Annotated in this window: 25 protein-coding genes and 2 other annotated features; of the genes, 21 read left to right on the top strand and 4 right to left on the bottom strand. The window is 37.6% G+C overall.

What is annotated here, in order from left to right; translation table 11 throughout:
- Positions 1 to 9 precede the first annotated feature (9 nt).
- The 6 genes from BAU23_RS17005 (at position 10) to BAU23_RS16975 (ending at position 5,851) form a co-directional block, all read left to right on the top strand.
- Entirely contained in the window at positions 10 to 450 is a 441-nt protein-coding gene (locus BAU23_RS17005) for a D-tyrosyl-tRNA(Tyr) deacylase (protein ID WP_001266959.1), read from the top strand.
- Positions 451 to 565: 115 nt separating this feature from the next.
- Positions 566 to 898 (top strand): YrdB family protein, encoded by a 333-nt coding sequence (locus tag BAU23_RS17000; protein WP_000938308.1) that lies wholly within the window; start codon positions 566 to 568, stop codon positions 896 to 898.
- A gap of 83 nt (positions 899 to 981) precedes the next feature.
- On the top strand, positions 982 to 1,158 hold the full coding sequence (locus BAU23_RS30230; protein ID WP_001242605.1) for a hypothetical protein: 177 nt from the start codon (positions 982 to 984) through the stop codon (positions 1,156 to 1,158).
- A 54-nt stretch (positions 1,159 to 1,212) separates the two neighbouring features.
- Positions 1,213 to 1,443: a binding site (T-box leader), on the top strand.
- A 69-nt stretch (positions 1,444 to 1,512) separates the two neighbouring features.
- The gene (hisS, locus tag BAU23_RS16990) at positions 1,513 to 2,784 is read left to right on the top strand and encodes a histidine--tRNA ligase (protein ID WP_000027075.1); all 1,272 of its coding nucleotides are present in this window, start codon (positions 1,513 to 1,515) and stop codon (positions 2,782 to 2,784) included.
- 12 nt (positions 2,785 to 2,796) lie between these two features.
- Positions 2,797 to 4,572, top strand: coding sequence for an aspartate--tRNA ligase (gene aspS / locus BAU23_RS16985; protein ID WP_000840912.1), 1,776 nt, complete (start codon positions 2,797 to 2,799; stop codon positions 4,570 to 4,572).
- Between the two features lie 511 nt (positions 4,573 to 5,083).
- Positions 5,084 to 5,851, top strand: coding sequence for a tRNA threonylcarbamoyladenosine dehydratase (locus BAU23_RS16975; protein ID WP_000903181.1), 768 nt, complete (start codon positions 5,084 to 5,086; stop codon positions 5,849 to 5,851).
- A 359-nt stretch (positions 5,852 to 6,210) separates the two neighbouring features.
- On the opposite strand, the gene BAU23_RS16965 is transcribed toward BAU23_RS16975, so the two are convergent.
- Both BAU23_RS16965 and BAU23_RS16960 read right to left on the bottom strand, forming a co-directional pair.
- Positions 6,211 to 6,852, bottom strand: coding sequence for an RsfA family transcriptional regulator (locus tag BAU23_RS16965; RefSeq protein WP_000857694.1), 642 nt, complete (start codon positions 6,850 to 6,852; stop codon positions 6,211 to 6,213).
- A gap of 37 nt (positions 6,853 to 6,889) precedes the next feature.
- Positions 6,890 to 8,176 (bottom strand): replication-associated recombination protein A, encoded by a 1,287-nt coding sequence (locus BAU23_RS16960; RefSeq protein WP_000812926.1) that lies wholly within the window; start codon positions 8,174 to 8,176, stop codon positions 6,890 to 6,892.
- A gap of 292 nt (positions 8,177 to 8,468) precedes the next feature.
- On the opposite strand from BAU23_RS16960, the gene cymR reads away from it, so the two are divergent.
- From cymR to BAU23_RS16925, 7 genes are all read left to right on the top strand, one after another.
- Positions 8,469 to 8,885, top strand: a complete 417-nt coding sequence (cymR, locus tag BAU23_RS16955; protein WP_000704117.1) for a cysteine metabolism transcriptional regulator CymR — start codon at positions 8,469 to 8,471, stop codon at positions 8,883 to 8,885.
- Between the two features lie 35 nt (positions 8,886 to 8,920).
- Positions 8,921 to 10,066 (top strand): cysteine desulfurase family protein, encoded by a 1,146-nt coding sequence (locus BAU23_RS16950; protein ID WP_000439920.1) that lies wholly within the window; start codon positions 8,921 to 8,923, stop codon positions 10,064 to 10,066.
- Positions 10,067 to 10,082: 16 nt separating this feature from the next.
- On the top strand, positions 10,083 to 11,198 hold the full coding sequence (gene mnmA / locus BAU23_RS16945; RefSeq protein WP_001038013.1) for a tRNA 2-thiouridine(34) synthase MnmA: 1,116 nt from the start codon (positions 10,083 to 10,085) through the stop codon (positions 11,196 to 11,198).
- 110 nt (positions 11,199 to 11,308) lie between these two features.
- The gene (locus tag BAU23_RS16940; protein ID WP_000066389.1) at positions 11,309 to 11,968 is read left to right on the top strand and encodes a tetratricopeptide repeat protein; all 660 of its coding nucleotides are present in this window, start codon (positions 11,309 to 11,311) and stop codon (positions 11,966 to 11,968) included.
- Between the two features lie 107 nt (positions 11,969 to 12,075).
- Entirely contained in the window at positions 12,076 to 14,412 is a 2,337-nt protein-coding gene (recD2, locus tag BAU23_RS16935; protein ID WP_071734846.1) for an SF1B family DNA helicase RecD2, read from the top strand.
- Between the two features lie 127 nt (positions 14,413 to 14,539).
- The gene (locus BAU23_RS16930) at positions 14,540 to 14,728 is read left to right on the top strand and encodes a hypothetical protein (protein WP_000469281.1); all 189 of its coding nucleotides are present in this window, start codon (positions 14,540 to 14,542) and stop codon (positions 14,726 to 14,728) included.
- A gap of 18 nt (positions 14,729 to 14,746) precedes the next feature.
- A complete protein-coding gene (locus tag BAU23_RS16925) occupies positions 14,747 to 14,875 on the top strand; it encodes a YrzQ family protein (protein ID WP_001026264.1) in 129 nt (42 codons plus the stop codon).
- Positions 14,876 to 14,918: 43 nt separating this feature from the next.
- Here the strand turns inward: BAU23_RS16925 and BAU23_RS16920 are convergent, their stop codons facing one another.
- Entirely contained in the window at positions 14,919 to 15,131 is a 213-nt protein-coding gene (locus BAU23_RS16920; protein WP_000242544.1) for a hypothetical protein, read from the bottom strand.
- Between the two features lie 176 nt (positions 15,132 to 15,307).
- On the opposite strand from BAU23_RS16920, the gene BAU23_RS16915 reads away from it, so the two are divergent.
- Positions 15,308 to 16,375, top strand: coding sequence for an AI-2E family transporter (locus BAU23_RS16915; RefSeq protein ID WP_000793104.1), 1,068 nt, complete (start codon positions 15,308 to 15,310; stop codon positions 16,373 to 16,375).
- 42 nt (positions 16,376 to 16,417) lie between these two features.
- Here the strand turns inward: BAU23_RS16915 and BAU23_RS16910 are convergent, their stop codons facing one another.
- Positions 16,418 to 16,762: a PH domain-containing protein gene (locus BAU23_RS16910; protein WP_000209534.1), complete on the bottom strand. Its 345-nt coding sequence runs from the start codon at positions 16,760 to 16,762 to the stop codon at positions 16,418 to 16,420.
- Positions 16,763 to 16,998: 236 nt separating this feature from the next.
- Positions 16,999 to 17,217 (top strand) — a binding site (T-box leader).
- Between the two features lie 40 nt (positions 17,218 to 17,257).
- On the opposite strand from BAU23_RS16910, the gene alaS reads away from it, so the two are divergent.
- The 7 genes from alaS to BAU23_RS16875 all read left to right on the top strand — a co-directional run bounded on the left by alaS (position 17,258) and on the right by BAU23_RS16875 (position 24,035).
- On the top strand, positions 17,258 to 19,900 hold the full coding sequence (gene alaS, locus BAU23_RS16905) for an alanine--tRNA ligase (protein ID WP_000811813.1): 2,643 nt from the start codon (positions 17,258 to 17,260) through the stop codon (positions 19,898 to 19,900).
- A 78-nt stretch (positions 19,901 to 19,978) separates the two neighbouring features.
- Positions 19,979 to 20,245 (top strand): IreB family regulatory phosphoprotein, encoded by a 267-nt coding sequence (locus BAU23_RS16900; protein ID WP_000348590.1) that lies wholly within the window; start codon positions 19,979 to 19,981, stop codon positions 20,243 to 20,245.
- A gap of 3 nt (positions 20,246 to 20,248) precedes the next feature.
- On the top strand, positions 20,249 to 20,662 hold the full coding sequence (gene ruvX, locus BAU23_RS16895) for a Holliday junction resolvase RuvX (protein ID WP_001221201.1): 414 nt from the start codon (positions 20,249 to 20,251) through the stop codon (positions 20,660 to 20,662).
- Between the two features lie 12 nt (positions 20,663 to 20,674).
- Complete coding sequence (locus tag BAU23_RS16890) at positions 20,675 to 20,953, top strand: DUF1292 domain-containing protein (protein WP_000392249.1); 279 nt, start codon at positions 20,675 to 20,677, stop codon at positions 20,951 to 20,953.
- A gap of 217 nt (positions 20,954 to 21,170) precedes the next feature.
- Entirely contained in the window at positions 21,171 to 22,241 is a 1,071-nt protein-coding gene (gene mltG, locus BAU23_RS16885) for an endolytic transglycosylase MltG (protein ID WP_071734845.1), read from the top strand.
- A gap of 215 nt (positions 22,242 to 22,456) precedes the next feature.
- The gene (locus BAU23_RS16880; RefSeq protein WP_000389099.1) at positions 22,457 to 23,098 is read left to right on the top strand and encodes an O-methyltransferase; all 642 of its coding nucleotides are present in this window, start codon (positions 22,457 to 22,459) and stop codon (positions 23,096 to 23,098) included.
- A gap of 7 nt (positions 23,099 to 23,105) precedes the next feature.
- Complete coding sequence (locus BAU23_RS16875) at positions 23,106 to 24,035, top strand: peptidase U32 family protein (RefSeq protein WP_071734844.1); 930 nt, start codon at positions 23,106 to 23,108, stop codon at positions 24,033 to 24,035.
- Positions 24,036 to 24,037: the final 2 nt, after the last annotated feature.

Here is a 24,037-nt window from a genome sequence, read left to right as displayed (position 1 = left end):
GTAGAAAAGATGAGAGTTGTTTTACAACGATCAAAAGAAGCGTCTGTCACAGTAGACGGTGAGATCGTAGGACAAATTCCGTTCGGTTTAACATTACTAGTTGGCATTACGCATGAAGATACAGAAAAAGATGCAACTTACATTGCAGAAAAAATTGCAAACTTACGTATTTTTGAAGATGAGAGCGGAAAGATGAACCATTCTGTACTTGATGTAGAAGGACAAGTTCTATCAATTTCGCAATTCACATTATACGGAGATTGCCGTAAGGGAAGACGTCCAAACTTTATGGGTGCTGCGAAACCTGACTATGCAGAGCGTTTATATGATTTCTTTAATGAGGAAGTTCGTAAGCAAGGATTGCATGTAGAAACAGGGAAGTTCGGAGCAATGATGGACGTTTCTTTAATCAATGATGGTCCGGTGACCTTAATTGTGGATAGTAAATAGTGTTGTTAAAAAAGAGAGGGTTATATGACCCTCTCTTTTTTATACATTATTGTATGTTTTGTTCATTTATCATAGGATTAATTTGAGGGGGAATAAAAGATAAAGAAGGTGTAGCATGCTACAAGCGTTTAATATAGCATTACGTTTTATGCTTGAGTTATGTGTTCTTGGAATTGTTGGATACTGGGGATTTCGGGTAGGAACAATAACGGTTATAAAAGTTACACTTGCGATTATTCTTCCGGTTATTGTTGCTATCATATGGGCTTTATTTGGAGCGCAACACGCAGAATGGGAAGTACAAGGCATATTACATGTATTGTTAGAAATTATCGTGTTTGGAGTAGGTGTTGCAGCATTGTATCATTTGAAACATTATATGCTGGCGAGTGGACTGGCTATTATTATTGTTGTGAATCGAATGTTAATGTTTATTTGGAATCAATAGCTGTTTTCAGTTATGTATAACTCTTTCATCAATATGGAACAATAACAAGTAAAACATCCATATTGAATGTGAGGGATATACGTATGCGTATGAATGAAAAAGGGCATTCTGTTACAAATGGTGCAAATCAACTGTTTAACGTGAATTTTCATGATTTTATTTCAAAAGAGCAAAACAATACTTCAATGGAGCTTGCTTCAGAGTTCGGAATTTCACTGCAAGATGTAAAGCGCCTAAAGAAGCAAATTGAGCGCTCTTAGAGCACTTGACAATCCTACTCAACAAACGTATAGTAATTTTATATTTACATATGAATATAGCCGTTGATAGAGAAGAGTAAATGAGATACACATGGAAAGAGAAGAAATGTCCTAGGCTGAAAACATTTCTACATGATGACTGATTGAATGACACTCTGTAGGTTTCAACTTGAAAGGCTTATACGCTTAGTAGAGATGAACGCATATTTAAGCGTTATTAAAAAAGTGGAAGCATACGTGCTTCAATTAGGGTGGCACCACGGGTATAATACTCTCGTCCCTACTGTTCAAACAGTAGAGGCGGGAGTTTTTTTATTTTTATTAAGATTAAAACAATTTGAGGAGGAACTGAATATGTCTATTCAAATCCCACGCGGAACGCAAGATATTCTTCCAGGTAGTGTAGAGTTATGGCAGTATATCGAAGGGCAAGCGCGCGAAATTTGCCGTCGTTACAATTATAAAGAAATTCGTACACCAATTTTTGAACACACAGAGCTATTTTTACGTGGTGTTGGTGATACGACAGATATCGTACAAAAAGAAATGTACTCATTCCAAGACCGTGGAGAGCGTAGTTTAACATTACGTCCAGAAGGTACTGCACCTGTTGTACGTTCTTACGTTGAAAACAAAATGTTCGGTGATGCAACACAACCAACGAAATTATACTATATCGGTCAAATGTTCCGTTATGAAAGACCACAAGCAGGTCGCTATCGTCAATTCGTACAATTCGGTATTGAAGCAATCGGTAGTAACGATCCTGCAATTGATGCAGAAGTAATTGCACTTGCTGTAGAGTTTTACCGTGGCATGGGCTTAAAAAATATTAAAGTTGTATTAAACAGCTTAGGTGATGCAGCGAGCCGTCAAGCGCACCGCGACGCATTAATTGCACACTTTGAGCCGCGCATCGGAGAATTCTGCTCTGATTGCCAATCTCGCTTAGAAAAAAATCCTCTTCGTATTTTAGACTGTAAGAAGGACCGTAATCATGAACTAATGAGTACCGCACCATCTATTACAGAATACTTAAACGAAGATTCAGCAGTATACTACGACAAAGTTCAAGAACTATTAACGATGATGGATGTTCCGTTTGAAAAAGATCCGAACTTAGTACGTGGTTTAGACTACTACCAACATACTGTTTTTGAAATTATGAGTGAGGCAGAAGGTTTTGGTGCTATTACTACATTAAGCGGTGGTGGCCGTTATAACGGACTTGTACAAGAAATCGGTGGACCAGAAATGCCAGGTATCGGTTTTGCGATGAGTATTGAACGTTTAATTATGGCGCTAAAAGCCGAAAATATTGAATTACCAATTGAACATAGTATCGATTGTTACGTTGTAGCTCTTGGTGAAAAAGCGAAAGACCATGCTGCAAAAATTGCGTTTGATCTTCGTAAAGCTGGATTGTCAGTTGAAAAAGATTATTTAGATCGCAAAATGAAAGCACAATTCAAATCAGCGGATCGTTTAAATGCGAAATACGTAGCTGTATTAGGGGAAGATGAGCTAGATAAAGGCATCATTAACTTGAAAGATATGGCAACAGGCGGACAAGAAGAAGTAGCGTTAGATGTATTCGCTTCATACGTAGCAGAGAAATTAGTATAGGGGGAACTTACAGTGGCTGAAAGAACACATGCATGTGGAAAAGTAACGGTAGAAGCTGTTGGACAAACAGTTCAATTAAAAGGTTGGGTACAAAAACGTCGTGACTTAGGTGGATTAATCTTTATCGACTTACGTGACCGTACAGGTATCGTACAAGTTGTATTTAACCCAGAAACATCAAAAGAAGCGCTAGAAGTAGCAGAAACAATTCGTAGCGAATACGTATTACACGTAGAAGGTACAGTTGTTGAACGTGGTGAAGGTGCAATTAATGACAATATGGCGACTGGTCGTATTGAAGTACAAGCAACGAAAGTAAACGTATTAAATGCAGCGAAAACAACGCCAATTATTATTTCTGATGACACAGATGCATCAGAAGATGTGCGTTTAAAATATCGTTACTTAGACTTACGTCGTCCTGTAATGTTCAACACATTTAAAATGCGTCACGACGTAACAAAAACAATTCGTAACTTCTTAGATACAGAAGAATTCTTAGAAGTTGAAACACCAATTTTAACGAAGAGCACACCAGAAGGAGCTCGTGACTATTTAGTACCAAGTCGTGTGCATGATGGTGAATTCTATGCATTACCGCAGTCTCCACAGTTATTTAAACAGCTTCTTATGGTCGGCGGATTTGAGCGTTACTATCAAGTAGCACGTTGTTTCCGTGACGAAGATTTACGTGCGGATCGTCAACCAGAATTTACACAAATCGATATCGAGGCATCATTCTTAACACAAGATGAAATTTTAGAAATGATGGAGCGTATGATGACGAAAGTCATGAAAGATGCGAAAGGTGTAGAAGTTAGTGCACCATTCCCTCGTATGAAATATGCTGATGCAATGGCTCGCTACGGTTCTGATAAGCCAGATACACGCTTTGAAATGGAACTAACAGACCTATCTGAATTTGCAGCAGGTTGTGGTTTCAAAGTATTTACAAGTGCTGTAGAAAACGGCGGACAAGTAAAAGCAATTAATGCAAAAGGTGCTGCGAGCAAATACTCTCGTAAAGACATCGATGCATTAACTGAATTTGTAAAAGTATATGGTGCAAAAGGTTTAGCTTGGCTGAAAGTTGAAGAAGACGGCCTAAAAGGACCGATTGCGAAGTTCTTCGGTGAAGAAGATGCAAAAGCGTTAATGAATACATTAGAAGCTACTGCTGGCGATTTATTACTATTCGTAGCGGATAAGAAGAGCGTTGTTGCAGATAGCTTAGGTGCACTTCGTTTACGCCTAGGTAAAGAGCTTGAGTTAATTGACGAAAGTAAATTTAACTTCCTATGGGTAACTGATTGGCCGCTTCTTGAGTACGATGAAGATGCAGATCGTTACTTCGCAGCTCACCACCCATTCACAATGCCGTTCCGTGAAGATGTTGAGCTATTAGAAACAGCACCAGAAAAAGCACGCGCACAAGCATATGACCTTGTATTAAACGGTTATGAGCTTGGTGGTGGATCACTTCGTATTTACGAGCGTGACGTACAAGAAAAAATGTTCAAAGCACTTGGATTCTCACAAGAAGAAGCGCAAGAGCAATTCGGATTCTTATTAGAAGCATTCGAATACGGTACACCACCACACGGCGGAATTGCATTAGGTTTAGACCGTCTTGTTATGTTACTTGCAGGTCGTACGAACCTTCGTGATACAATTGCATTCCCGAAAACAGCAAGCGCAAGTTGCTTATTAACAGAAGCGCCAAGCCCAGTTGCAGAAGCTCAGCTTGAAGAGCTAAGCTTAAAATTGAGCTTGAAAGAAGAGAAGTAAGAATAGAGTCTAGATGGTTATACTATAGCCGTCTAGGCTTTTTTTTGAGGGGAAGTTTAAAAAGTCCGGTTCAGATAACTGTCGCATCTCATCGTTACGTACGCTAGTCCGGTGCTCGAGTAGTACTCCTACACTGCGCTCCTCCTAGCATACGTGCCTCGATCTGCTCGGTTCTCTGAATCCTCCTTTTTAAACGTGTATTGAAGGGAAGTTTAAAAAGTCCGGTTCAGATAACTGTCGCATCTCATCGCTGCTTCGCCAGTCCGGTGCTCGAGTAGTAAAAGCTACACCGCGATCCTCCTGGCTTCAGCGCCTCGATTTGCTCGGCCCTCTGAATCCTCCTTTTTAAACAAATATGTAAGAAAAAAGTCTGGTTCAGCTAGTGGTCTTATGTTTATTTTTTCTCTTTGAATATGTATTTTTAGGAATTCTATAACTTTTTCTATACAAATAGTCGGAAAAACGCTAGAATACATGGTAGACCATTTTTGTAATAGGAGTGTAGAGCTGAATGTTACATCAATTTTCACGTAATGAATTAGCCTTTGGAAAAGAAGGCCTTGAAATATTAAAAAATAGTACAGTCGGTATTTTAGGAATTGGCGGCGTAGGATCATTTTCGGCAGAAGCGTTAGCACGTTCTGGCGTAGGACGTCTTGTATTAGTTGACAAAGATGTTGTAGATATTACAAACGTAAACCGTCAAATTCACGCGTTAGTATCTACTGTAGGACGTTCAAAAGTAGAATTAATGAAAGAGCGTATTGCAGACATTAATCCAGAGTGTGAAGTAATTGGACTAGAAATGTTTTATACTGATGAAACATATGAAGAGTTTTTCAAACATGGATTGGATTTCGTAGTAGATGCATCTGATACGATTACGTTCAAAATTCATTTAATTAAACAATGTTTACGTCGCAAAATTAAAATTATCTCATGTATGGGTGCAGCAAATAAAATGGACCCAACTCGTTTCCGTATTGCGGACATCTCTAAAACACATACAGATCCAATTGCGAAAGTAATTCGTACGAAGCTTCGTAAAGATGGTATTAAAAAAGGTGTAAAAGTTGTCTTCTCTGACGAAAACCCAATCGTAATTCGTGAAGAAGTACGTAAAGAAATCGTACCAGACGAAAATGCAAAAATTCGTAAAGCGAAATTACCACCTTCATCAAATGCATTCGTACCATCTGTGGCAGGCCTAATTATGGCAAGTCACGTTGTACGTGAACGTATTAAAAACGTAGAAGTGAAGCGTGTAGGGCAAGAATAAAAAGAAAGCATATATCCGTCTTGGGTATATGCTTTTTCTATTTTATTTTAAAGGATTGCTGCTATTTGCAATACTAATAATTCAAATGTAAGTAAACCTAATAAAGAATAATCGTATTTGTCCGACTTATAGGCGGAAGTCTTTTTTAAAATGTGAAATGTAAAAATCCCTAACGTTAGGACGAGAACACCGAGTGTTATTTTGAATACTATTAATGAAATAGCAACCATCTCCCTTCAAGTGTATATATTTATAGTAACATTTAAGTGAAAAATATCCAATTTTCTCCAAGAGGCTTATTGTTGTCAATCGAAAAAAACAGGGATGTCACTTAGTCAAAAAAGTGATACCCCTGTTTTTTAATTCTCTGCAGAATATATAATATCTAAATTTCCATTTTGATCGGTTTTGAAAATCGGAGCAATTTGCTCCTCCTGCTCTTCAACTGAAACGAGTTTTCGAGCGCGATCCATAATTCTAACAAGCATGGCGTAATCTTCTTCGATTGCTTGTTGCTTTTTTGTGAGTACAGCTAATTTTGTTTCAAGTTCATCGTTTGTTTTTTGCAGGGAAGTGAGCTGAGCTTGTAATACGTCATTTTCGGTTTGTAACTTTGCGAGTGAAGGATTATTGTGCTCTAAGTTTTGCAAAAATGAGATGATTTTTTGTATTGTAAGACCTTGTTTACTTGGCGTAATATCTTCTGAAAACTCGGCATCGATTACGAGTTGTTTCGTTTTCGTGAAATGATCTTTTTCTATTTTAGCTTCAGAACGTTTTAATTCTTTACGTTGTTTTTTCGCAAGTTGCACCGCATCTTCGTAATTTGGCCTTACTTCAGCGTTCCATCTAAATCCACAAGCTGCGGAAGTCCGGTTTAATGTATCGCCAACTTCATCGAACGCTTTTATTTGTGTACTTCCGCCGCGAATATGTCGTAAAACAGTTTCTGCTAAAAGGAGATCGTCTTCTTTTGTCCATGCATCTTGACGTGTTTTCATAAGCGAAGCCTCCATAATGGTGACGTTTTCGTTTATGTTACCCTTTATTTTTCGTTTTATTCGAAATTTGTAATCTTTCATACACAGTAGAAAGTGCTTGCTCAAATTTCCCTGTCGTTTTCGGTTTATAGTATTGCTTGTTTTTTATTTTATCAGGTAAGTATTGTTGTTGTACCCAGCCATTTGGATGGTCATGTGGATATAAGTATCCAATGCCTCTTCCAAGTGATTCTGCGCCTTTGTAATGACTATCTTTTAAATGACTTGGAATATCACCTGTTTGTCCGTTACGTAAATCGTGTAATGCGGCATCAAGTGCTTTATAAGCTGAATTTGATTTCGGTGATAGGCAAAGTTCAATAACAGCATTTGCAAGTGGTATGCGTGCTTCTGGGAATCCAACTCGTTCAGCTGACTCAATCGCTGCAAGGGTGCGCGGTCCAGCTTGCGGGCTAGCAAGTCCAACATCTTCATATGCCATAATAAGAAGGCGTCTACCGATACTTTGTAAATCACCTGCTTCAATAAGGCGTGCTAAATAATGAAGTGCTGCGTTTACATCACTTCCACGCACAGATTTTTGAAATGCTGATAATACGTCATAATGAGCATCTCCACCTTTGTCGTGAACGAAGCTCTTTTTTTGTAAGCATTCTTCTGCGATTTCAAGTGTAATTTCCGCGGCTTTGTCGTCAGTTGTAAAGCTAGATAAAACAGCTAGTTCAAGTGCATTATAAGCTGAACGCATATCTCCGCCTGACGCATTTGCAAAGTGATGCAGTGCTTCATTCGTGACAGTTACATCATATTCCCCAAGCCCCTTTTCTTTATCTTCAAGAGCTCGTTTTAAACCAATTAAAATATCATCTTCTGTTAATGCATGTAATTCGAAGATTTGACATCTGCTTCGGATAGCAGAATTAATAGCATGGAACGGATTGCTTGTCGTTGCACCAATTAAAGTAAGAAGCCCGCTTTCTAAATGGGGTAATAGAAAGTCTTGCTTCGCTTTATCTAGTCTATGGACTTCATCTAAAATTAAAACGAGGTGTCGATGCATCTTCGCTTCTTGTACGACAACTTCCATATCTTTTTTATTATGCGTAACAGCGTTTAAGAGGCGAAACGGGGTTCCAGTACTTCCTGCAATTGCGCTAGCAATTGATGTTTTACCTGTGCCTGGAGGACCGTATAAAATCATAGATTGAAAATGGTTTGCTTGGACCATTCGCCATAAAATTTTCCCTTCACCAACTAAATGTTGTTGTCCGATAATTTCTTGAATATTTGTAGGGCGCATTCGATGTGCGAGTGGTTGTTTCATTTAGACCGTCTCCCTTAATATATAATCTCATTCTATCGTATCATTTTTTTTAATGGAATTTGAAATAGGATGCTGTTTTGTGGGAAAAATGAATATGAATATTTTCATTTTTCTTTCAATTGTAATAATTTCCGAGTTTTTCAATGTGATTTTATGTTATCATTTTGATACACAAGTTGAAATTTCTTATAATACTATATTATGCTATAATTTCATAGGATTTTAAATTGTGTTCTTTTATGAATAAAGATATAACCAATAGAAGTGAAAATTTGAAATGAGGTGCAAATAGATGAAGATTTCAACGAAAGGCCGCTATGGCTTAACAATTATGATCGACCTTGCAAAAAAGTTTGGTGAAGGCCCAATTTCATTAAAGTCAATCGCGCAGGCACATGACTTATCTGAACATTACTTAGAGCAATTAATTTCACCACTTCGTAACGCTCGTCTTGTAAAGAGTACGCGCGGGGCATATGGCGGGTATGTATTATCTGATCAGCCAGTCAACATTACAGCTGGAGATGTAATCCGTGTACTAGAGGGTCCAATTAGTGTTGTAGAAATGATAGAAGAAGAAGAACCAGCACAACGCCAATTATGGATGCGTGTTCGTGATGCGGTGCAAGAAGTATTAGATAGTACAACTTTAGAAGATTTAGTACGTTATGAGGAAGAAAATCACGGGGGCTATATGTTTTACATTTAATTCCTTGTGAAACGATTTGGAAAGAAGGAGATTTAATGGAACGCATTTACTTAGATCATGCTGCGACATCTCCGACTCACCCAGAAGTGGTCGAAAAGATGATTCCATATATGACAGAAACATTCGGAAACCCGTCTAGTATTCACTTTTATGGGCGTCAAACGCGCCATGCAGTAGATGAGGCGAGACGTGTGTGTGCACGTAGCATTCATGCGAATCCGAATGAAATTATATTTACGAGCGGTGGTACAGAAGCTGATAATTTAGCGCTTATAGGTGTAGCACGTGCAAACCGTCATAAAGGTAACCACATTATAACGACGCAAATTGAACACCATGCGATTTTGCATACGTGTGAATTGTTAGAGCGTGAAGGGTTTGAAGTGACATATTTACCTGTAGATGAAACAGGACGTGTTCACGTTTCTGACATACAAAAGGCATTAACAGATGAGACAATTCTCGTATCTGTTATGTTTGGGAATAATGAAGTAGGGACAATGCAACCAATTGCGGAAATAGGTAAGCTGTTAAAAGAACATCAAGCTTATTTTCATACAGATGCAGTACAAGCTTACGGTTTAGTAGAAATTGATGTGAAAGAGTTTGGCATTGATTTACTATCAATTTCAGCTCATAAAATTAACGGACCAAAAGGTGTCGGGTTCCTATATGCTGGTGCAAATGTGAAATTTGAACCGTTATTAATAGGTGGAGAGCAAGAAAGAAAACGCCGTGCTGGTACTGAAAATGTACCTAGTATCGTTGGACTGCAGCAAGCAATTTTGCTAGCTGCAAAAAATCGTGAGCAAAAAAATGCCCAATATGAAGAGTTTAAAGATATAATGGTATCTGTCTTCAAAAATGAAGGCATTACTTTCGAGGTAAACGGAAACTTGGAATATCGCTTACCACATGTGTTGAATATAAGTTTTACAGGAATGAATATTGAACCGTTTCTTGTGAACTTAGACTTAGCTGGCATTGCAGTATCAAGTGGTTCTGCTTGTACAGCTGGTTCGATTGATCCATCACATGTATTAGTAGCGATGTTCGGAAAAGACTCCGATCAAATACGTTCATCCGTACGCTTTAGTTTCGGACTTGGAAATACGAAAGAGCAAATTGAAAAAGCGGCGTACGAAACAGTGAAAATCGTGAAGCGATTAACACAAAATTAGCATGGGAGGTGACATGATGAACAAACTACCTCACGAAACACGCGTTGTCATCGGGATGTCCGGTGGCGTCGATTCATCTGTAGCAGCTCTTTTATTAAAAGAGCAAGGTTATGATGTGATCGGAATTTTTATGAAAAACTGGGATGATACAGATGAGAATGGTGTCTGCACAGCAACAGAAGATTACAATGATGTAATTGAAGTGTGTAACCAAATCGGTATTCCGTATTATGCAGTAAACTTTGAAAAACAATACTGGGACAAAGTATTTACGTACTTCTTAGATGAGTACCGAGCTGGTCGTACACCAAACCCAGATGTAATGTGTAACAAAGAAATTAAATTTAAAGCATTTTTAGAGCATGCAATTGCGCTTGGTGCTGATTATGTAGCGACAGGCCATTATGCACGCGTTGCTTATATGGATGGCGAATATAAAATGCTTCGCGGCGTTGATGACAATAAAGACCAAACGTATTTCTTAAATCAATTAAGCCAAGAGCAATTATCAAAAACAATGTTCCCATTAGGTGAATTAAAGAAACCACAAATTCGCGAAATGGCGACAGCAGCTGGTTTAGCGACAGCGGCGAAGAAAGATAGTACTGGTATTTGCTTCATCGGCGAGCGTAACTTTAAAGATTTCTTAAGTAACTATTTACCAGCGCAACCAGGTGTGATGCAAACATTATCTGGTGAAGTGAAAGGAAAACATGACGGTTTAATGTACTATACAATTGGACAACGTCATGGCCTTGGTATTGGTGGTAACGGTGATCCATGGTTCGCTGTTGGGAAAAACTTGAAAGAAAACATTTTATATGTTGATCAAGGATTCCATAATGAACTTCTATATGGTGATGAAGTTATCGCTACGAATGTAGGATGGGTAAGTAACAAAGCAAAAGAAACAGAATTTAAATGCACAGCGAAATTCCGTTATCGTCAAGCAGATAATAAAGTAACGGTTCAAATTGTTGATGAAAATACAGTTCGTATTCTTTGTGATGAGCCAATTCGTGCGATTACGCCAGGCCAAGCAGTTGTTTTCTATGATGGAGATGAGTGCTTAGGCGGCGCTACAATTGATGAAGTATATCATAGTGGTAAGAAATTAGATTATTTAGGATAAAACGAGAAGCCTCTGCCGATTAGCGGTTAGAGGTTTCTTTTACATAAAGCGAATTTTCGTTCGCTTGGAAAATACATTCTTTGTTATAATTTGTTGTAGAGGTGAAGGACATGTCAAACAAACTTGAAACAGGTATTCAATATATGCAAGAAGGAAACTGGGAAGAAGCAGCTAAAAATTTTACAGAAGCAATCGAAGAAAATCCGAAAGATGCGCTTGGATATATTAACTTTGCGAATTTATTAGATGTATTAGGTGATAGTGAACGAGCAATTTTATTTTATAAACGTGCATTAGAATTAGATGATAAATCTGCGGCTGCTTATTATGGCTTAGGAAATGTATATTACGGTCACGAGCAATTTGCAGAGGCAAAGGCTGTATTTGAACAAGCGATGCAAGCTGGATTACAATCAGCTGATGTAACGTTTATGTTAGGTATTACACATGTGCAGCTTGGAAATGATCGTCTTGCACTGCCATTTTTACAAAGAGCAACTGAATTAGATGAAAGTGATGTAGAAGCTGTTTTCCAATGTGGACTTTGCTTCGCACGACTAGAACATATTCAAGAGGCAAAACCTTATTTTGAAAAGGTATTAGAAATGGATGAAGAGCATGCAGATGCGTATTATAATTTAGGTGTTGCGTACGTATTTGAAGAAAATAACGAGAAGGCTCTTACTTTATTTAAGAAAGCAACTGAAATTCAGCCAGATCACTTTTTAGCTGGTAATGGTGTTCGTTTATTAGAGCAAGAAGCTGAATAAAGTGAAATTATAGTTTAATGTGCAGTTACCCCTCATCTAAAGAATGTGAAAGAGGTGGGGGATGTACTGCTCATTAAAGTGAAAAGAACTCGGGAAGGAGAGGAAAGATGGGAAATCAACATGCAATGGATTTGTTTGAGGAAGAGAAAAAATTTATAAAAGCGCAAGTTCTTCATACCATTTTCCACAACGAAGAAAACCTCTATTCCGTTGTCAGTATGAAAATCATTGAAACGAATGAAACATACGACGAAAAGAAAGTAATGATAAACGGTCATTTTCCCCGTATGCATGAAGATGAAGTGTTTACATTAACAGGTCACTTTAAAGACCACCCGAAGTATGGGAAACAATATTTAGTTGAAACGTTTAAGAAAGAATTGCCGCAAACAAAAGCAGGTATGGTGCAATATTTAGCGAGCGATTTATTTAAAGGGATTGGAAAGCGTACAGCCGAAAAAATCGTAGATCACCTTGGTGAGCATGCTATTTCTAAAATTATGGATGATCCTGATGCGTTAAATGGTGTTGTTAACAAACAAAAAGCGCAGGAAATATATGAGACAATTGTTGAACATCAAGGGTTAGAGAAAGTAATGAGCTTTTTAAATGGTTACGGTTTTGGAACGAAGCTTTCTATTAAAATCTATCAGCAATATAAGGAAATGACATTAGAAGTGATTCGTAATAATCCATATAAGCTTATTGAAGAAGTGGATGGGATTGGCTTTGGAAGAGCGGATGATATAGGGCGTGCATTAGGTATATCGGGTAATCACGACGACCGTGTACGTGCGGGCTGTTTTTATACATTAGAGAATGTTTCACTGCAACTCGGTCACGTTTATATGGGGAAAGATCAACTTGTAAGAGAAACGATGTCACTTTTAAACAATCAAGAAGGAAGAGTGACTGAGGAAGATATTGTAGGCTGCGTTGAAATGATGCAAAGTGAAGGGAAAGTCATTATAGAAGAAGAGCGAGTGTATTTAGCTTCGTTATTCTACTCTGAAAAAGGCGTTGTAAAGTCAATTCGTCGTCTTATGAATCAAGAAGAAACCCCTGAATTCCCTGAAGCAGAAGTGTTAAAAACATTAGGGGAAATTGAAGAACAGCTAAAGGTACAGTATGCACCGCTTCAGCAAGAAGCAGTTCAAACTGCACTTCATAAGCCGATGATGCTATTAACAGGTGGACCAGGAACGGGGAAAACAACAGTTATTAAAGGAATTGTTGAAATGTATGCATCACTTCACGGATTATCATTAAATCCGAATGAATATAGTGATGATAATCCATTTCCAATATTGTTAACGGCCCCAACAGGAAGAGCGGCGAAGCGCATGAGTGAATCGACAGGGCTTCCAGCTTGTACGATTCATCGTTTGCTTGGTTGGACGCCAGAAGGGTCTTTCCAGCGCAATGAAACCGATCCGGTACAAGGAAAGTTACTCATTATTGACGAGTTTTCGATGGTAGATATTTGGCTTGCAAATCAGCTATTCAAGTCACTTCCGACAAATATTCAAGTTATCGTTGTAGGTGATGAAGATCAGTTGCCATCTGTAGGACCTGGACAAGTGTTAAAAGATTTATTAAATGCAGGAGCCATCCCAACGGTAAAACTTACAGAAATTTATCGTCAGGCAGAAGGTTCGTCTGTTATTCAGCTTGCCCATGCGATAAAAGACGGAACACTTCCACCAGATTTAGCGCAAAATAAAAAAGATCGTTCATTTATCAGCTGTGCAGGGGCTCAAATTGTTGAAGTTGTAAAAAAAGTATGTGAAAACGCGAAGACGAAAGGGTTTAGCGCAAGAGATGTACAAGTGTTGGCACCTATGTACCGCGGACCAGCAGGTATTAATGTGTTAAATGAAGCTCTTCAAGAAGTGTTTAATCCGAAAAAAGAAAAAAGTAAAGAACTTGCCTACGGTGACGTTGTGTATCGAAGAGGTGATAAAGTACTTCAATTAGTCAATCAGCCGGAAAGCCAAGTATTTAATGGTGATATTGGAGAAATTGTTTCGATTTTTTATGCAAAAGAAAATGTCGAGCAACAAGATATGATTATCGTTTCATTTGATGGGATTGAAGTAACGTATACAAAGCCTGATTTGAACCAAATTACCCATGCATATTGCTGCTCGATTCATAAATCACAAGGTAGTGAATTCCCAATAGTTATTATGCCGATTGTAAAGAGCTACTACCGTATGTTACGTCGTAATTTAATTTACACGGGCATTACAAGGAGTAAGAAATTCCTTATTATTTGCGGGGAGGAAGCAGCTTTCCAGTCTGGTGTAAATCGCCTTGATGATGCAATGCGTCAAACGACTTTAGCTGGTCGATTGCAAGAATCACAAGGAGAAGTACAGATGGTAACAGTTAATGGCGAGGAAATGGACGTGGAAAACATTTCACCGTATGATTTCATGTAACGAGGTGAAATTATATAGTGAAACTTTCAAACGTATAACGTTGAAAGGCTCCAGCAATGTATAAATGAATGCGGTTTGGACATAATGGCGAATAGAATCTGGGAGACTGTAAGGAGATGAAAGCCATATGTTTATTTGTCCAAATTGCAAAGGGAAAGACATCGGAAAAATAGGTGTCAACCAATTTTATTGCTGGAATTGTTATATCGAATTATCGGTTTCAAAGGGGAAAATCCATACACATCAAGTAGAGGAAGATGGTTCATTAAGCTCTCTTGATGATTTATTTGATGAGAATGAAAGAACGATCGGATAACGAAAAGGGGGATTTACTTTGAATATACGCAATTCATTAATCGCATTAGGTGTTGGGGCTGCAGCATATCAATATGCTCGTAAGCAAGATGTATTTTCTAAACGCAATATGAAAAAAGCACGTAAGATGATTAAGTCTTATTTATAATTTTGGTAAAGTGAAAAACTCCCTTCAGGATAAGGGAGTTTTTTTATGCACTTGTATGCAAATATAAAAGTCCGATTTCTGAGAAGAGATAAGATAGACCGTAACATCCAACGCCAAGCATTCCATAATGCCATAATTGCTTCGCCCGTTCTTTTCGCGAGGAACGAATAAAGAAACCTTTCCAAATACCAAACCCAATGCAAATCCATTCAAGAATCATAAAAAGTGCTGATAATATGAGCATAAATAAAACCATAATTAGCCCTCCTGATTATATTTTGACATTTTGTATTTTCAGGGGTGGTTGTCCTTATTATGTTAAATATATGTACGTCTTTAAAAAACAGTATGGTCTGTATAAAAAGATTTTAAAACTTTTGCACATAACCTAACCTATTTATTTTCAAAATAAAGGTGGAGGAGGTTTTTCGTGTGAAGAATCTTAAAATCATTTGGATATATCGTTTAGGATTATTGTTACTCATTTTTCTTTGTTTGCTTGTCTTTTTAAAAATTAAGCCATTGTGGGCACCAATTATTTTTGTATTTAAAGTGGCAATTACACCGTTTCTTATCGCGTGTTTCATTGCATACTTATTGCATCCTTTAATTGAAAAAATCCATAAAGAAGGAATGCCTCGTACACTTGCCATTTTGCTCATTTACGTACTTTTCTTCGGCGGGATTGGCTATGGGATTTATAAAGGAACGCCAATTGTTATTAAGCAGTTGCAAGAGATTAATGAACAATTTCCGCAGTTTACAAAAATGTACGATTCTTGGATGGATGGGGTAACGGAACAAACAGCGAATTTTCCATCATTTATTCATGAAAAGGTGAAACAAATTTTTGGTGGTGTAGAAACGAAGATTCAAGCGCTTTTAAATAAAGTCATGAGCACAGCTCGTGGTGTACTGGATTCGTTACTCATTATTTTCTTAATTCCATTCATTGTATTTTACATATTAAAAGATTACGGTGAGTTTTATCATATCTTTTGGAAATTAGTCCCGAGTAAATGGCGTAGTACGGGTCAAATGCTTGCGAAAGAAATTGATAAATCACTCGGAAGTTATATTCGAGGACAGTTATTTGTTTGCTTAGTATTAGGGGGAGTATCTGTTCTTTCTTTTTGGTTTATCGGTATGAAATATCCGTTATTACTCGGCATTATTATTGGGGTAACGGATATAATCCCGTACTTTGGTCCTATTTTAGGGGCGATTCCCACGTTGATGATTGCGGCAACGGTATCAACGAGTTTACTCATTAAGGCGGGGATTACAATTGCCATTTTGCAATTTTTGGAAAGTAACATTTTATCTCCTTACATCGTTGGTAAGTCGCTTCGTATGCACCCTGTTATTATTATGCTTGCATTACTAGTTGGAGGAGAAGTAGCAGGTATTGTAGGATTGCTAATATCAGTTCCTGTTTTAGCAATCATTCGTACAGTGATTGTTCATGTGAGACCTCTTTGGAAAAGAGAAGATGTTTAAAATGAAGCCCTCTATTTAAAAAATAGAGGGCTAATAATATGATTATTTAAGGAGTTGATCTTGTATTTTTTGAACCAGAGAGCTCATATCAGTTGTTTGAATATGTTTTATTCTTTTCCATTCCGTATCATACATAAATACAATTTGATTGCTGAAAAGCCGCTTTTGCTCTTTTAGATTAGAAATTTTTGCGAAAGAGTACTCTTCAAATATTGGGTTCTTGCTTACATCTGGTCCATAAAAGAAGAGCTTTTTGTTCGTTAAGATTAACAGTCCTGGCCTTGCGACGGAACGATATATAAATATATCTAATGAACATGCCGCATAAAAAAGGATTTTTTCATCAGTTGTTAACATTTCTTTAGCTTGATTCAATAAAGTTGTCATTGTAGTCGCTCCTTTATTGTTGATAATTTAATTATAACAAATGATGTAATATTTAGAAATTTGTATAAAGTATTTTTGTGAGGAGATTCCTATTTAGTAATAAATGCATAATATATTTAAAGGCTGTTAAGAATGAATAGTAGAATAACTATGAATAATGAGCAATTGATATAATATAAATGATTATCTACATTGACAAACTTAAGAGAATTCTATTATATTTAGTCATATAATACATTAAATCAATGACGGAACAAGTACGTTACAGTCCATTTGTAGAGAGAAGCTTCCACTGGCTGAAAGGAGCTTTAAATGAAGGGTAACAGAAAGCTAATCCTGAGAGCAGCTAATCACTGCCGTCTTGCCACGTTACGGCACCATGAGGTGATGAATTGATTGTTATAATAATCAATTCATAATTAGGGTGGTATCGCGAGTTAACTCTCGTCCCTTTTATAGGGGCGGGAGTTTTTTATATTTAAGGAGGAAAATACAATGAAACAACTAACAGGCGCACAAATTCGTCAAATGTTTTTAGACTTTTTCCAAGAAAAAGGACATGCAGTAGAACCTAGTGCATCACTAGTTCCACATGAAGATCCATCTCTTCTATGGATTAACAGTGGTGTAGCAACATTAAAAAAATATTTTGATGGACGCGTAATCCCGCAAAATCCACGTATTACAAATGCTCAAAAATCAATTCGTACAAACGATATTGAAAACGTAGGGAAAACAGCTCGTCACCATACATTCTTTGAAATGTTAGGGAACTTCTCAATCGGTGATTACTTCAAAGAAGAAGCAATTACTTGGGCTTGGGAATTCTTAACGAGCGACAAATGGATTGGATTCGATAAAGAATTACTATCAGTTACAATCCATCCGGAAGATGAAGAAGCATTTACAATTTGGAATGAGAAAATGGGTGTTCCAAAAGAGCGCATCATCCGTTTAGAAGAAAACTTCTGGGATATCGGTGAAGGGCCAAGTGGGCCGAATACAGAGATTTTCTATGATCGTGGTGAAGCTTACGGTAATGACTTTAGTGACCCAGAATTATATCCAGGCGGAGAAAACGAGCGTTACTTAGAAGTATGGAACCTTGTATTCTCTCAATTTAACCATAATCCAGACGGTTCATATACACCGCTTCCTAAGAAGAACATCGATACAGGGATGGGTTTAGAGCGTATGACATCTATCGTTCAAGATGTGCCTACGAACTTTGATACAGACCTATTCATGCCGATGATTGGTGCAACAGAATCAATTTCTGGTGAGAAGTATCGTAATGGTGACTTAGAAAAAGATATGGCATTTAAAGTAATTGCTGACCATATCCGTACAGTAACATTCGCTGTTGGTGATGGAGCACTTCCTTCTAATGAAGGCCGTGGTTATGTATTACGTCGTTTATTACGTCGCGCTGTTCGTTACTCGAAAAAATTAAACATTAACCGTCCATTCATGTTTGAATTAGTACCGGTTGTTGGAGAAGTAATGAAAGACTTCTATCCAGAAGTACTTGAAAAGAAAGATTTCATTGCGAAAGTTGTGAAAAACGAAGAAGAGCGTTTCCATGAAACACTTCATGACGGTGAAGCAATTTTAGCTGAAGTTATCACAAAAGCAAAAGAAGAAAAAACAACTGTTATTTCTGGAGTAGACGCGTTCCGTCTATATGACACATACGGTTTCCCAATTGAATTAACAGAAGAATACGCAGAAGAAGCTGGTATGACAGTTGATCAAGCAGGCTTTGAAAATGAAATGGAAAAACAACGTGAGCGTGCACGTGCTGCTCGTCAAGACGTTGATTCTATGCAAGTTCAAGGCGGTGTACTTGGTGAAGTTAAAGTAGCGAGCGAGTTTGTTGGTTACGGTACAGTTGCAACAGAAAGTAACGTTGTTGCACTTGTGAAAAATGGTGAGTATACAGATAGCTTACAAGCTGGTGAAGAAGGACAGTTAATGCTTGATGTAACGCCATTCTACGCTGAGAGCGGTGGACAAATTGCTGACCGTGGTTATCTTCTTACTGACGGTGTGAAAGTTCTTGTAAAAGACGTACAAAAAGCGCCAAATGGTCAGAACTTACACAAAGTTGTTGTTGAAGAGGGTACATTAACGAAAGATGCGGCTGTAAAAGCTGTTATTGATACGAAGAACCGTAGTAGCGTTGTGAAAAACCATACAGCAACTCACTTACTGCACCAAGCATTAAAAGACGTACTTGGAATGCATGTTAACCAAGCTGGTTCTCTTGTAACTTCTGAACGTTTACGCTTTGACTTCTCTCACTTCGGCCAAGTACAAGCTGACGAATTAGAAAAAATTGAGCGTATCGTAAACGAAAAAATTTGGGAAAGTATTGATGTTGAGATTTCTCAAAAAGCAATTGAAGAAGCGAAAGAAATGGGTGCAATGGCATTATTCGGTGAAAAATACGGAGATGTTGTACGCGTTGTACAAGTTGGCGGTTACAGCTTAGAGCTTTGCGGTGGTTGTCACGTTGATAACACAGCTTCTATCGGTATTTTCAAAATTGTTGCTGAGTCTGGTATCGGTGCAGGAACTCGCCGTATTGAAGCAGTAACAGGTAAGTCTGCATACGAATTAATGAACGATCAAGTAGGTTTATTAAAAGAAGCAGCAGGTAAAATGAAAACAAATCCAAAAGATATTTTAACAAGAGTTGATGGTTTATTTGCTGAAGTAAAACAACTTCAAAAAGAAAACGAATCTCTTGCTGCGAAATTAAGCAATATCGAAGCTGGAAACTTAACTGATTCAGTAATGACAGTTGATGGCGTGAACGTATTAGCGGCAAAAGTAAATGTTGCAGATATGAACAACTTACGTACAATGATGGATGATCTAAAAAATAAATTAGAGTCTGCAGTTGTTGTATTAGCGTCTGTAAGTGATGATAAAGTAAACATTTTAGCTGGCGTAACGAAAGATTTAATTAGCCAAGGTTACCATGCAGGTAAGCTTGTGAAAGAAGTGGCTTCTCGTTGTGGTGGCGGTGGTGGTGGCCGTCCTGATATGGCTCAAGCAGGCGGTAAAAACCCAGCTCAAGTTGAGGAAGCTTTAGCGTTTGTACAAGAGTACGTTAAATCTGTTTCAAAATAAAGAGATAGTAGTGTACAATGGTAGGGAGAGGAGAAGTTCTTCTCCCTATACTTACTACTTACAAGTGAGGTGCTTGAAATGGACGGTTTTGATAAAACAATGAAGTTTAGCATTCAAGATGAAAAACAGAGTGTCCATGTAAATGATGTACTTTTAACTGTGTATGATGCACTTCAAGAAAAAGGCTATAATCCGATTAACCAAATCGTCGGTTATTTATTAAGTGGAGACCCAGCATACATACCTCGCCATAAAGATGCTCGAAGCATCATTCGCAAGCTTGAACGTGATGAGTTAATTGAAGAGCTTGTGAAGTCTTACTTGAAACATCATCGTGAGGAGTAGTTTATGCGGATATTAGGTTTAGATGTAGGTACAAAAACAGTCGGAGTTGCAATGAGCGATGAAATGGGCTGGACAGCACAAGGGCTGGAAACAATTAAGATTAACGAAGAACGAGGTCATTTTGGTTTTGACCGTATTTCTGAGTTAGTAAAACAGTATGGTGTGGACAAAATAGTAGTAGGTTTACCTAAAAATATGAATGGTACAATTGGCCCGCGTGGTGAAGCGTGCCAGCAATTTGCAGAAAACCTACGAGAGCTGTTACAATTAGACGTTGTAATGTGGGACGAGCGTTTGTCGACGATGGCAGCGGAACGTCTGCTCATTTCAGCTGATGTAAGCCGTAAGAAGCGAAAGCAAGTAATCGATAAGATGGCTGCAGTCGTAATCTTACAAGGATTTTTAGATAGTAAATAAGAGGTGACCAAAATGGAAGAAAATCAAATTACAATTGTAGACGAAAAAGGTAACGAACATTTATGTGAGATTGTTTTCACTTTTGATGCTGAAAAGTTTGGCAAAAAATCATACGTAGTCTTCTCTCCAATCGGTGAAGTAGACGAAGATGGAGACCAAATTTATGATGCAATGGCTTATGAGCAAAATGAAGAAGAGGGCGGAACTTTACTTCCAATCGAATCTGAAGAAGAGTGGGAAATGGTACAAGAAATGTTCAACACTCTTGCTGATGAGCAAGAAGCAGAATAATAGTACTGAAAAGATGGACGACATACAGTCCATCTTTTTTTATATGTAAAATGAAAGATTTTTTGTCGAAACTGTGTAAGTCTTTGTAGTATAATGAGACGGATTGTAGAAAAATAAAATATCTATCTAAAAAAGATAAATAAATTTATTGTGTTTTTATATCGTATTGTATAGAAATATGTACATACGGTCTACAATTGAATAAGGAGGAAGAGTTTTGGTAGAGAATCAAGTGAAAAAGAAGCGTAGACGCATTTTTTTATTTTCGATTATTGCATTGCTCTTAGTTTGTGGTTCAGTCTATGCATATATTTCATCGGCATTAGGACCAGTTGATAGCGAGAATAAAAAAGAGATTGAAGTAGAGATCCCAAAAGGATCATCTACAAGTAAAATTGGTGAAATTTTAGAAGAAAAAGGTGCTGTGAAAAGCGGTACAGTTTTTAGTTTTTATACAAAGGCTAAATCGAAAAGTTTACAAGCAGGTACATATTTATTAAATCCTTCGATGAATGCTAAAGATGTTATCGAACAAATGTCATCCGGTAACGTGCATCGTCCAGCTCTTTATAAAGTAACGATTAAAGAAGGGGCGCAAGTAACTGAAATTGCAGAAGTGATTGCGGCAGAATTAAAGTGGAATAAAGATGATGTTGTGCGTCAATTAAACGATAAAGCATTTATTCAAAAAATGCAGCAAAAGTATCCGAAGTTATTGACTGATAAAATTTTTGATAGCAATATTAAATATCCATTAGAAGGCTATCTATATCCAGCGACGTATTCTTTCTATAAAAAAGATACAACGTTAGAAGAAATCGTAATTCCAATGCTTGAGAAAACGAATGCAATTATTGTTCAAAACGAGGCAAAAATGAAAGCGAAAAACTGGGATGTTCATCAGCTTTTAACATTGTCTTCACTTATTGAAGAAGAGGCAACGGGCTTTACAGATCGTCAAAAGATCTCTAGTGTTTTCTATAATCGTTTAGCAAAAGGTATGCCACTTCAAACAGATCCGACAGTGTTATACGCGCTTGGAAAGCATAAACAACGCGTATTATATGAGGATTTAAAAGTAAACTCACCGTACAATACGTATGTTGTGAAAGGATTGCCAGTTGGGCCGATTGCAAACTCAGGGAAACATTCAGTGGAAGCGGCGTTAGAGCCTGCGCAAACAGAGTATTATTATTTCTTAGCTGCACCAAGTGGTGAAGTGTATTATGCGAAAACATTAGAAGAACATAATGCATTAAAGCAAAAATATATTACGAAAAAACAGTGAAACGGGGAGGGATAGCGAAAAAGGTCGCACATCCCTCTTTTTTGTGGTAAAATATATCGGGTTAAAAACTGGCAGAAGAATCGTTTTTAATATCAAAACGGGACGTACAAGCTAAGGGTGAAGCTGGCTTGTATTTTTATTGCATTCTATGTGTGAAAAGACAAAGATTGACGCGTCATAGAGGCACTTCTCCATGTAAATAAGGAGGACCAATTATGGAGGATGCAGTTAACGAGTACCTATTATCATTTATTGATCCAAAAGATAAATTAATTCTTGAAATGGAAGAGTATGCAACAGAAAACCATGTGCCGATTATGGATCGACTTGGAATGGAATTTATGCTGCAATTTTTACGTTTAATTGGGCCGAAAAGCATTTTAGAACTTGGAACAGCAATCGGTTATTCTAGTATTCGTATGATGGAAGCTATTCCAAATTCACGTATTGTGACAGTAGAGCGCAATCGTGAACGATATGAAAAGGCACTTGAATATATAGAACGTTCTCCAGTAACAGATCGCATTTCTGTTATTTACGGTGATGCTTTAGAAACAGGCGAACAAGTGAAAGAACATGGAACATTTGATGTTATTTTTATTGATGCAGCGAAAGGGCAATATCGTCGCTTTTTTGACTTATATGAACCGTTATTAAATCCTGGTGGCGTAATTATTTCAGATAATGTTATGTATCATGGTCTTGTAACGACAAAAGAGAAAATTGAAAATAGACGTACACGTGGTTTGATTCGTCGTATTAAGACGTACAATGAATGGCTTATGAACCATGAAGGATATGATACAACGATTTTCCCGATTGGTGATGGAGTGGCTGTAAGTAAAAAGAAAGGGTGACAAAGGTATGAAGAAACCTGAATTGTTAATAACGCCTAGAGCAGTGGCGGATATCGAACCTCTTGCAAAAGCAGGAGCAGATGCAGTAATGATCGGTGAACAAAAGTTTGGTTTACGTTTAGCAGGGGAATTTTCACGTGAAGATGTAAAACAAGCTGTTAAAATTGCACATGAAAATGGTGTGAAAGCATACGTTGCAATGAATGCGATGTTCCACAATGATAAAGTAGAAGAATTAACAGACTACGTTGCATTTTTAAATGAGATAAATGTAGATGCGATTGTTTTCGGAGATCCAGCGGTATTAATGGCTGTTCGTGAAGTTGCACCAAACATGAAGTTGCACTGGAATACAGAAACGACAGCAACAAACTGGTTTACTTGTAACTATTGGGGGCAAAGAGGGGCGAAACGCGCTGTATTAGCTCGTGAACTTAGCTTAGATGAAATTGTTGAATTAAAAGAAAATGCGGAAGTGGAACTTGAAGTGCAAATTCACGGTATGACTTGCATGTTCCAATCAAAGCGTTCATTAGTAGGAAACTACTTTGAGTATCAAGGTCGTAATCTCGACATTGAAAAGAAAAAGTATGAAGAGAATATGTTCTTGTACGATCCAGAGCGTAATAATAAATATCCAATTTATGAAGATGAAAATGGTACTCACATTATGAGTCCGAACGATATTTGTTTCATTGATGAGTTAGAGGAACTAATCGACGCTGAAGTGGATAGCTTAAAAATTGATGGTGTCCTAAAAAGTTCTGAATACATTATTGAGGTAACAAAGAAATATCGTAAAGCAATTGATTTATGTGTAGAAGATCGTGATGCGTATTATGACGTGAAAGACGATTTATATAAAGAGATAGAAGAAATGCAACCAGTAAATCGTCCATTAGATACAGGATTCTTCTTTAAAGAGACGGTTTACTAAAC

It is taken from the genome of Bacillus nitratireducens (assembly GCF_001884135.1).
Classification (GTDB): domain Bacteria; phylum Bacillota; class Bacilli; order Bacillales; family Bacillaceae_G; genus Bacillus_A; species Bacillus_A nitratireducens.
This window is presented reverse-complemented; position numbering and strand designations above follow the sequence as displayed.

Bases quoted from the DNA above. Each gene is read 5' to 3' on its own strand.
- BAU23_RS17005 (WP_001266959.1), top strand. From the start codon at position 10: ATGAGAGTTGTTTTACAACGATCAAAAGAAGCGTCTGTCACAGTAGAC.
- BAU23_RS17000 (WP_000938308.1), top strand. From the start codon at position 566: ATGCTACAAGCGTTTAATATAGCATTACGTTTTATGCTTGAGTTATGT.
- BAU23_RS30230 (WP_001242605.1), top strand. From the start codon at position 982: ATGCGTATGAATGAAAAAGGGCATTCTGTTACAAATGGTGCAAATCAA.
- hisS (WP_000027075.1), top strand. From the start codon at position 1,513: ATGTCTATTCAAATCCCACGCGGAACGCAAGATATTCTTCCAGGTAGT.
- BAU23_RS16975 (WP_000903181.1), top strand. From the start codon at position 5,084: ATGTTACATCAATTTTCACGTAATGAATTAGCCTTTGGAAAAGAAGGC.
- BAU23_RS16965 (WP_000857694.1), bottom strand. From the start codon at position 6,852: ATGAAAACACGTCAAGATGCATGGACAAAAGAAGACGATCTCCTTTTA.
- BAU23_RS16960 (WP_000812926.1), bottom strand. From the start codon at position 8,176: ATGAAACAACCACTCGCACATCGAATGCGCCCTACAAATATTCAAGAA.
- cymR (WP_000704117.1), top strand. From the start codon at position 8,469: ATGAAGATTTCAACGAAAGGCCGCTATGGCTTAACAATTATGATCGAC.
- BAU23_RS16950 (WP_000439920.1), top strand. From the start codon at position 8,921: ATGGAACGCATTTACTTAGATCATGCTGCGACATCTCCGACTCACCCA.
- mnmA (WP_001038013.1), top strand. From the start codon at position 10,083: ATGAACAAACTACCTCACGAAACACGCGTTGTCATCGGGATGTCCGGT.
- BAU23_RS16940 (WP_000066389.1), top strand. From the start codon at position 11,309: ATGTCAAACAAACTTGAAACAGGTATTCAATATATGCAAGAAGGAAAC.
- recD2 (WP_071734846.1), top strand. From the start codon at position 12,076: ATGGGAAATCAACATGCAATGGATTTGTTTGAGGAAGAGAAAAAATTT.
- BAU23_RS16930 (WP_000469281.1), top strand. From the start codon at position 14,540: ATGTTTATTTGTCCAAATTGCAAAGGGAAAGACATCGGAAAAATAGGT.
- BAU23_RS16920 (WP_000242544.1), bottom strand. From the start codon at position 15,131: ATGGTTTTATTTATGCTCATATTATCAGCACTTTTTATGATTCTTGAA.
- BAU23_RS16910 (WP_000209534.1), bottom strand. From the start codon at position 16,762: ATGACAACTTTATTGAATCAAGCTAAAGAAATGTTAACAACTGATGAA.
- alaS (WP_000811813.1), top strand. From the start codon at position 17,258: ATGAAACAACTAACAGGCGCACAAATTCGTCAAATGTTTTTAGACTTT.
- BAU23_RS16900 (WP_000348590.1), top strand. From the start codon at position 19,979: ATGGACGGTTTTGATAAAACAATGAAGTTTAGCATTCAAGATGAAAAA.
- ruvX (WP_001221201.1), top strand. From the start codon at position 20,249: ATGCGGATATTAGGTTTAGATGTAGGTACAAAAACAGTCGGAGTTGCA.
- BAU23_RS16890 (WP_000392249.1), top strand. From the start codon at position 20,675: ATGGAAGAAAATCAAATTACAATTGTAGACGAAAAAGGTAACGAACAT.
- BAU23_RS16880 (WP_000389099.1), top strand. From the start codon at position 22,457: ATGGAGGATGCAGTTAACGAGTACCTATTATCATTTATTGATCCAAAA.
- BAU23_RS16875 (WP_071734844.1), top strand. From the start codon at position 23,106: ATGAAGAAACCTGAATTGTTAATAACGCCTAGAGCAGTGGCGGATATC.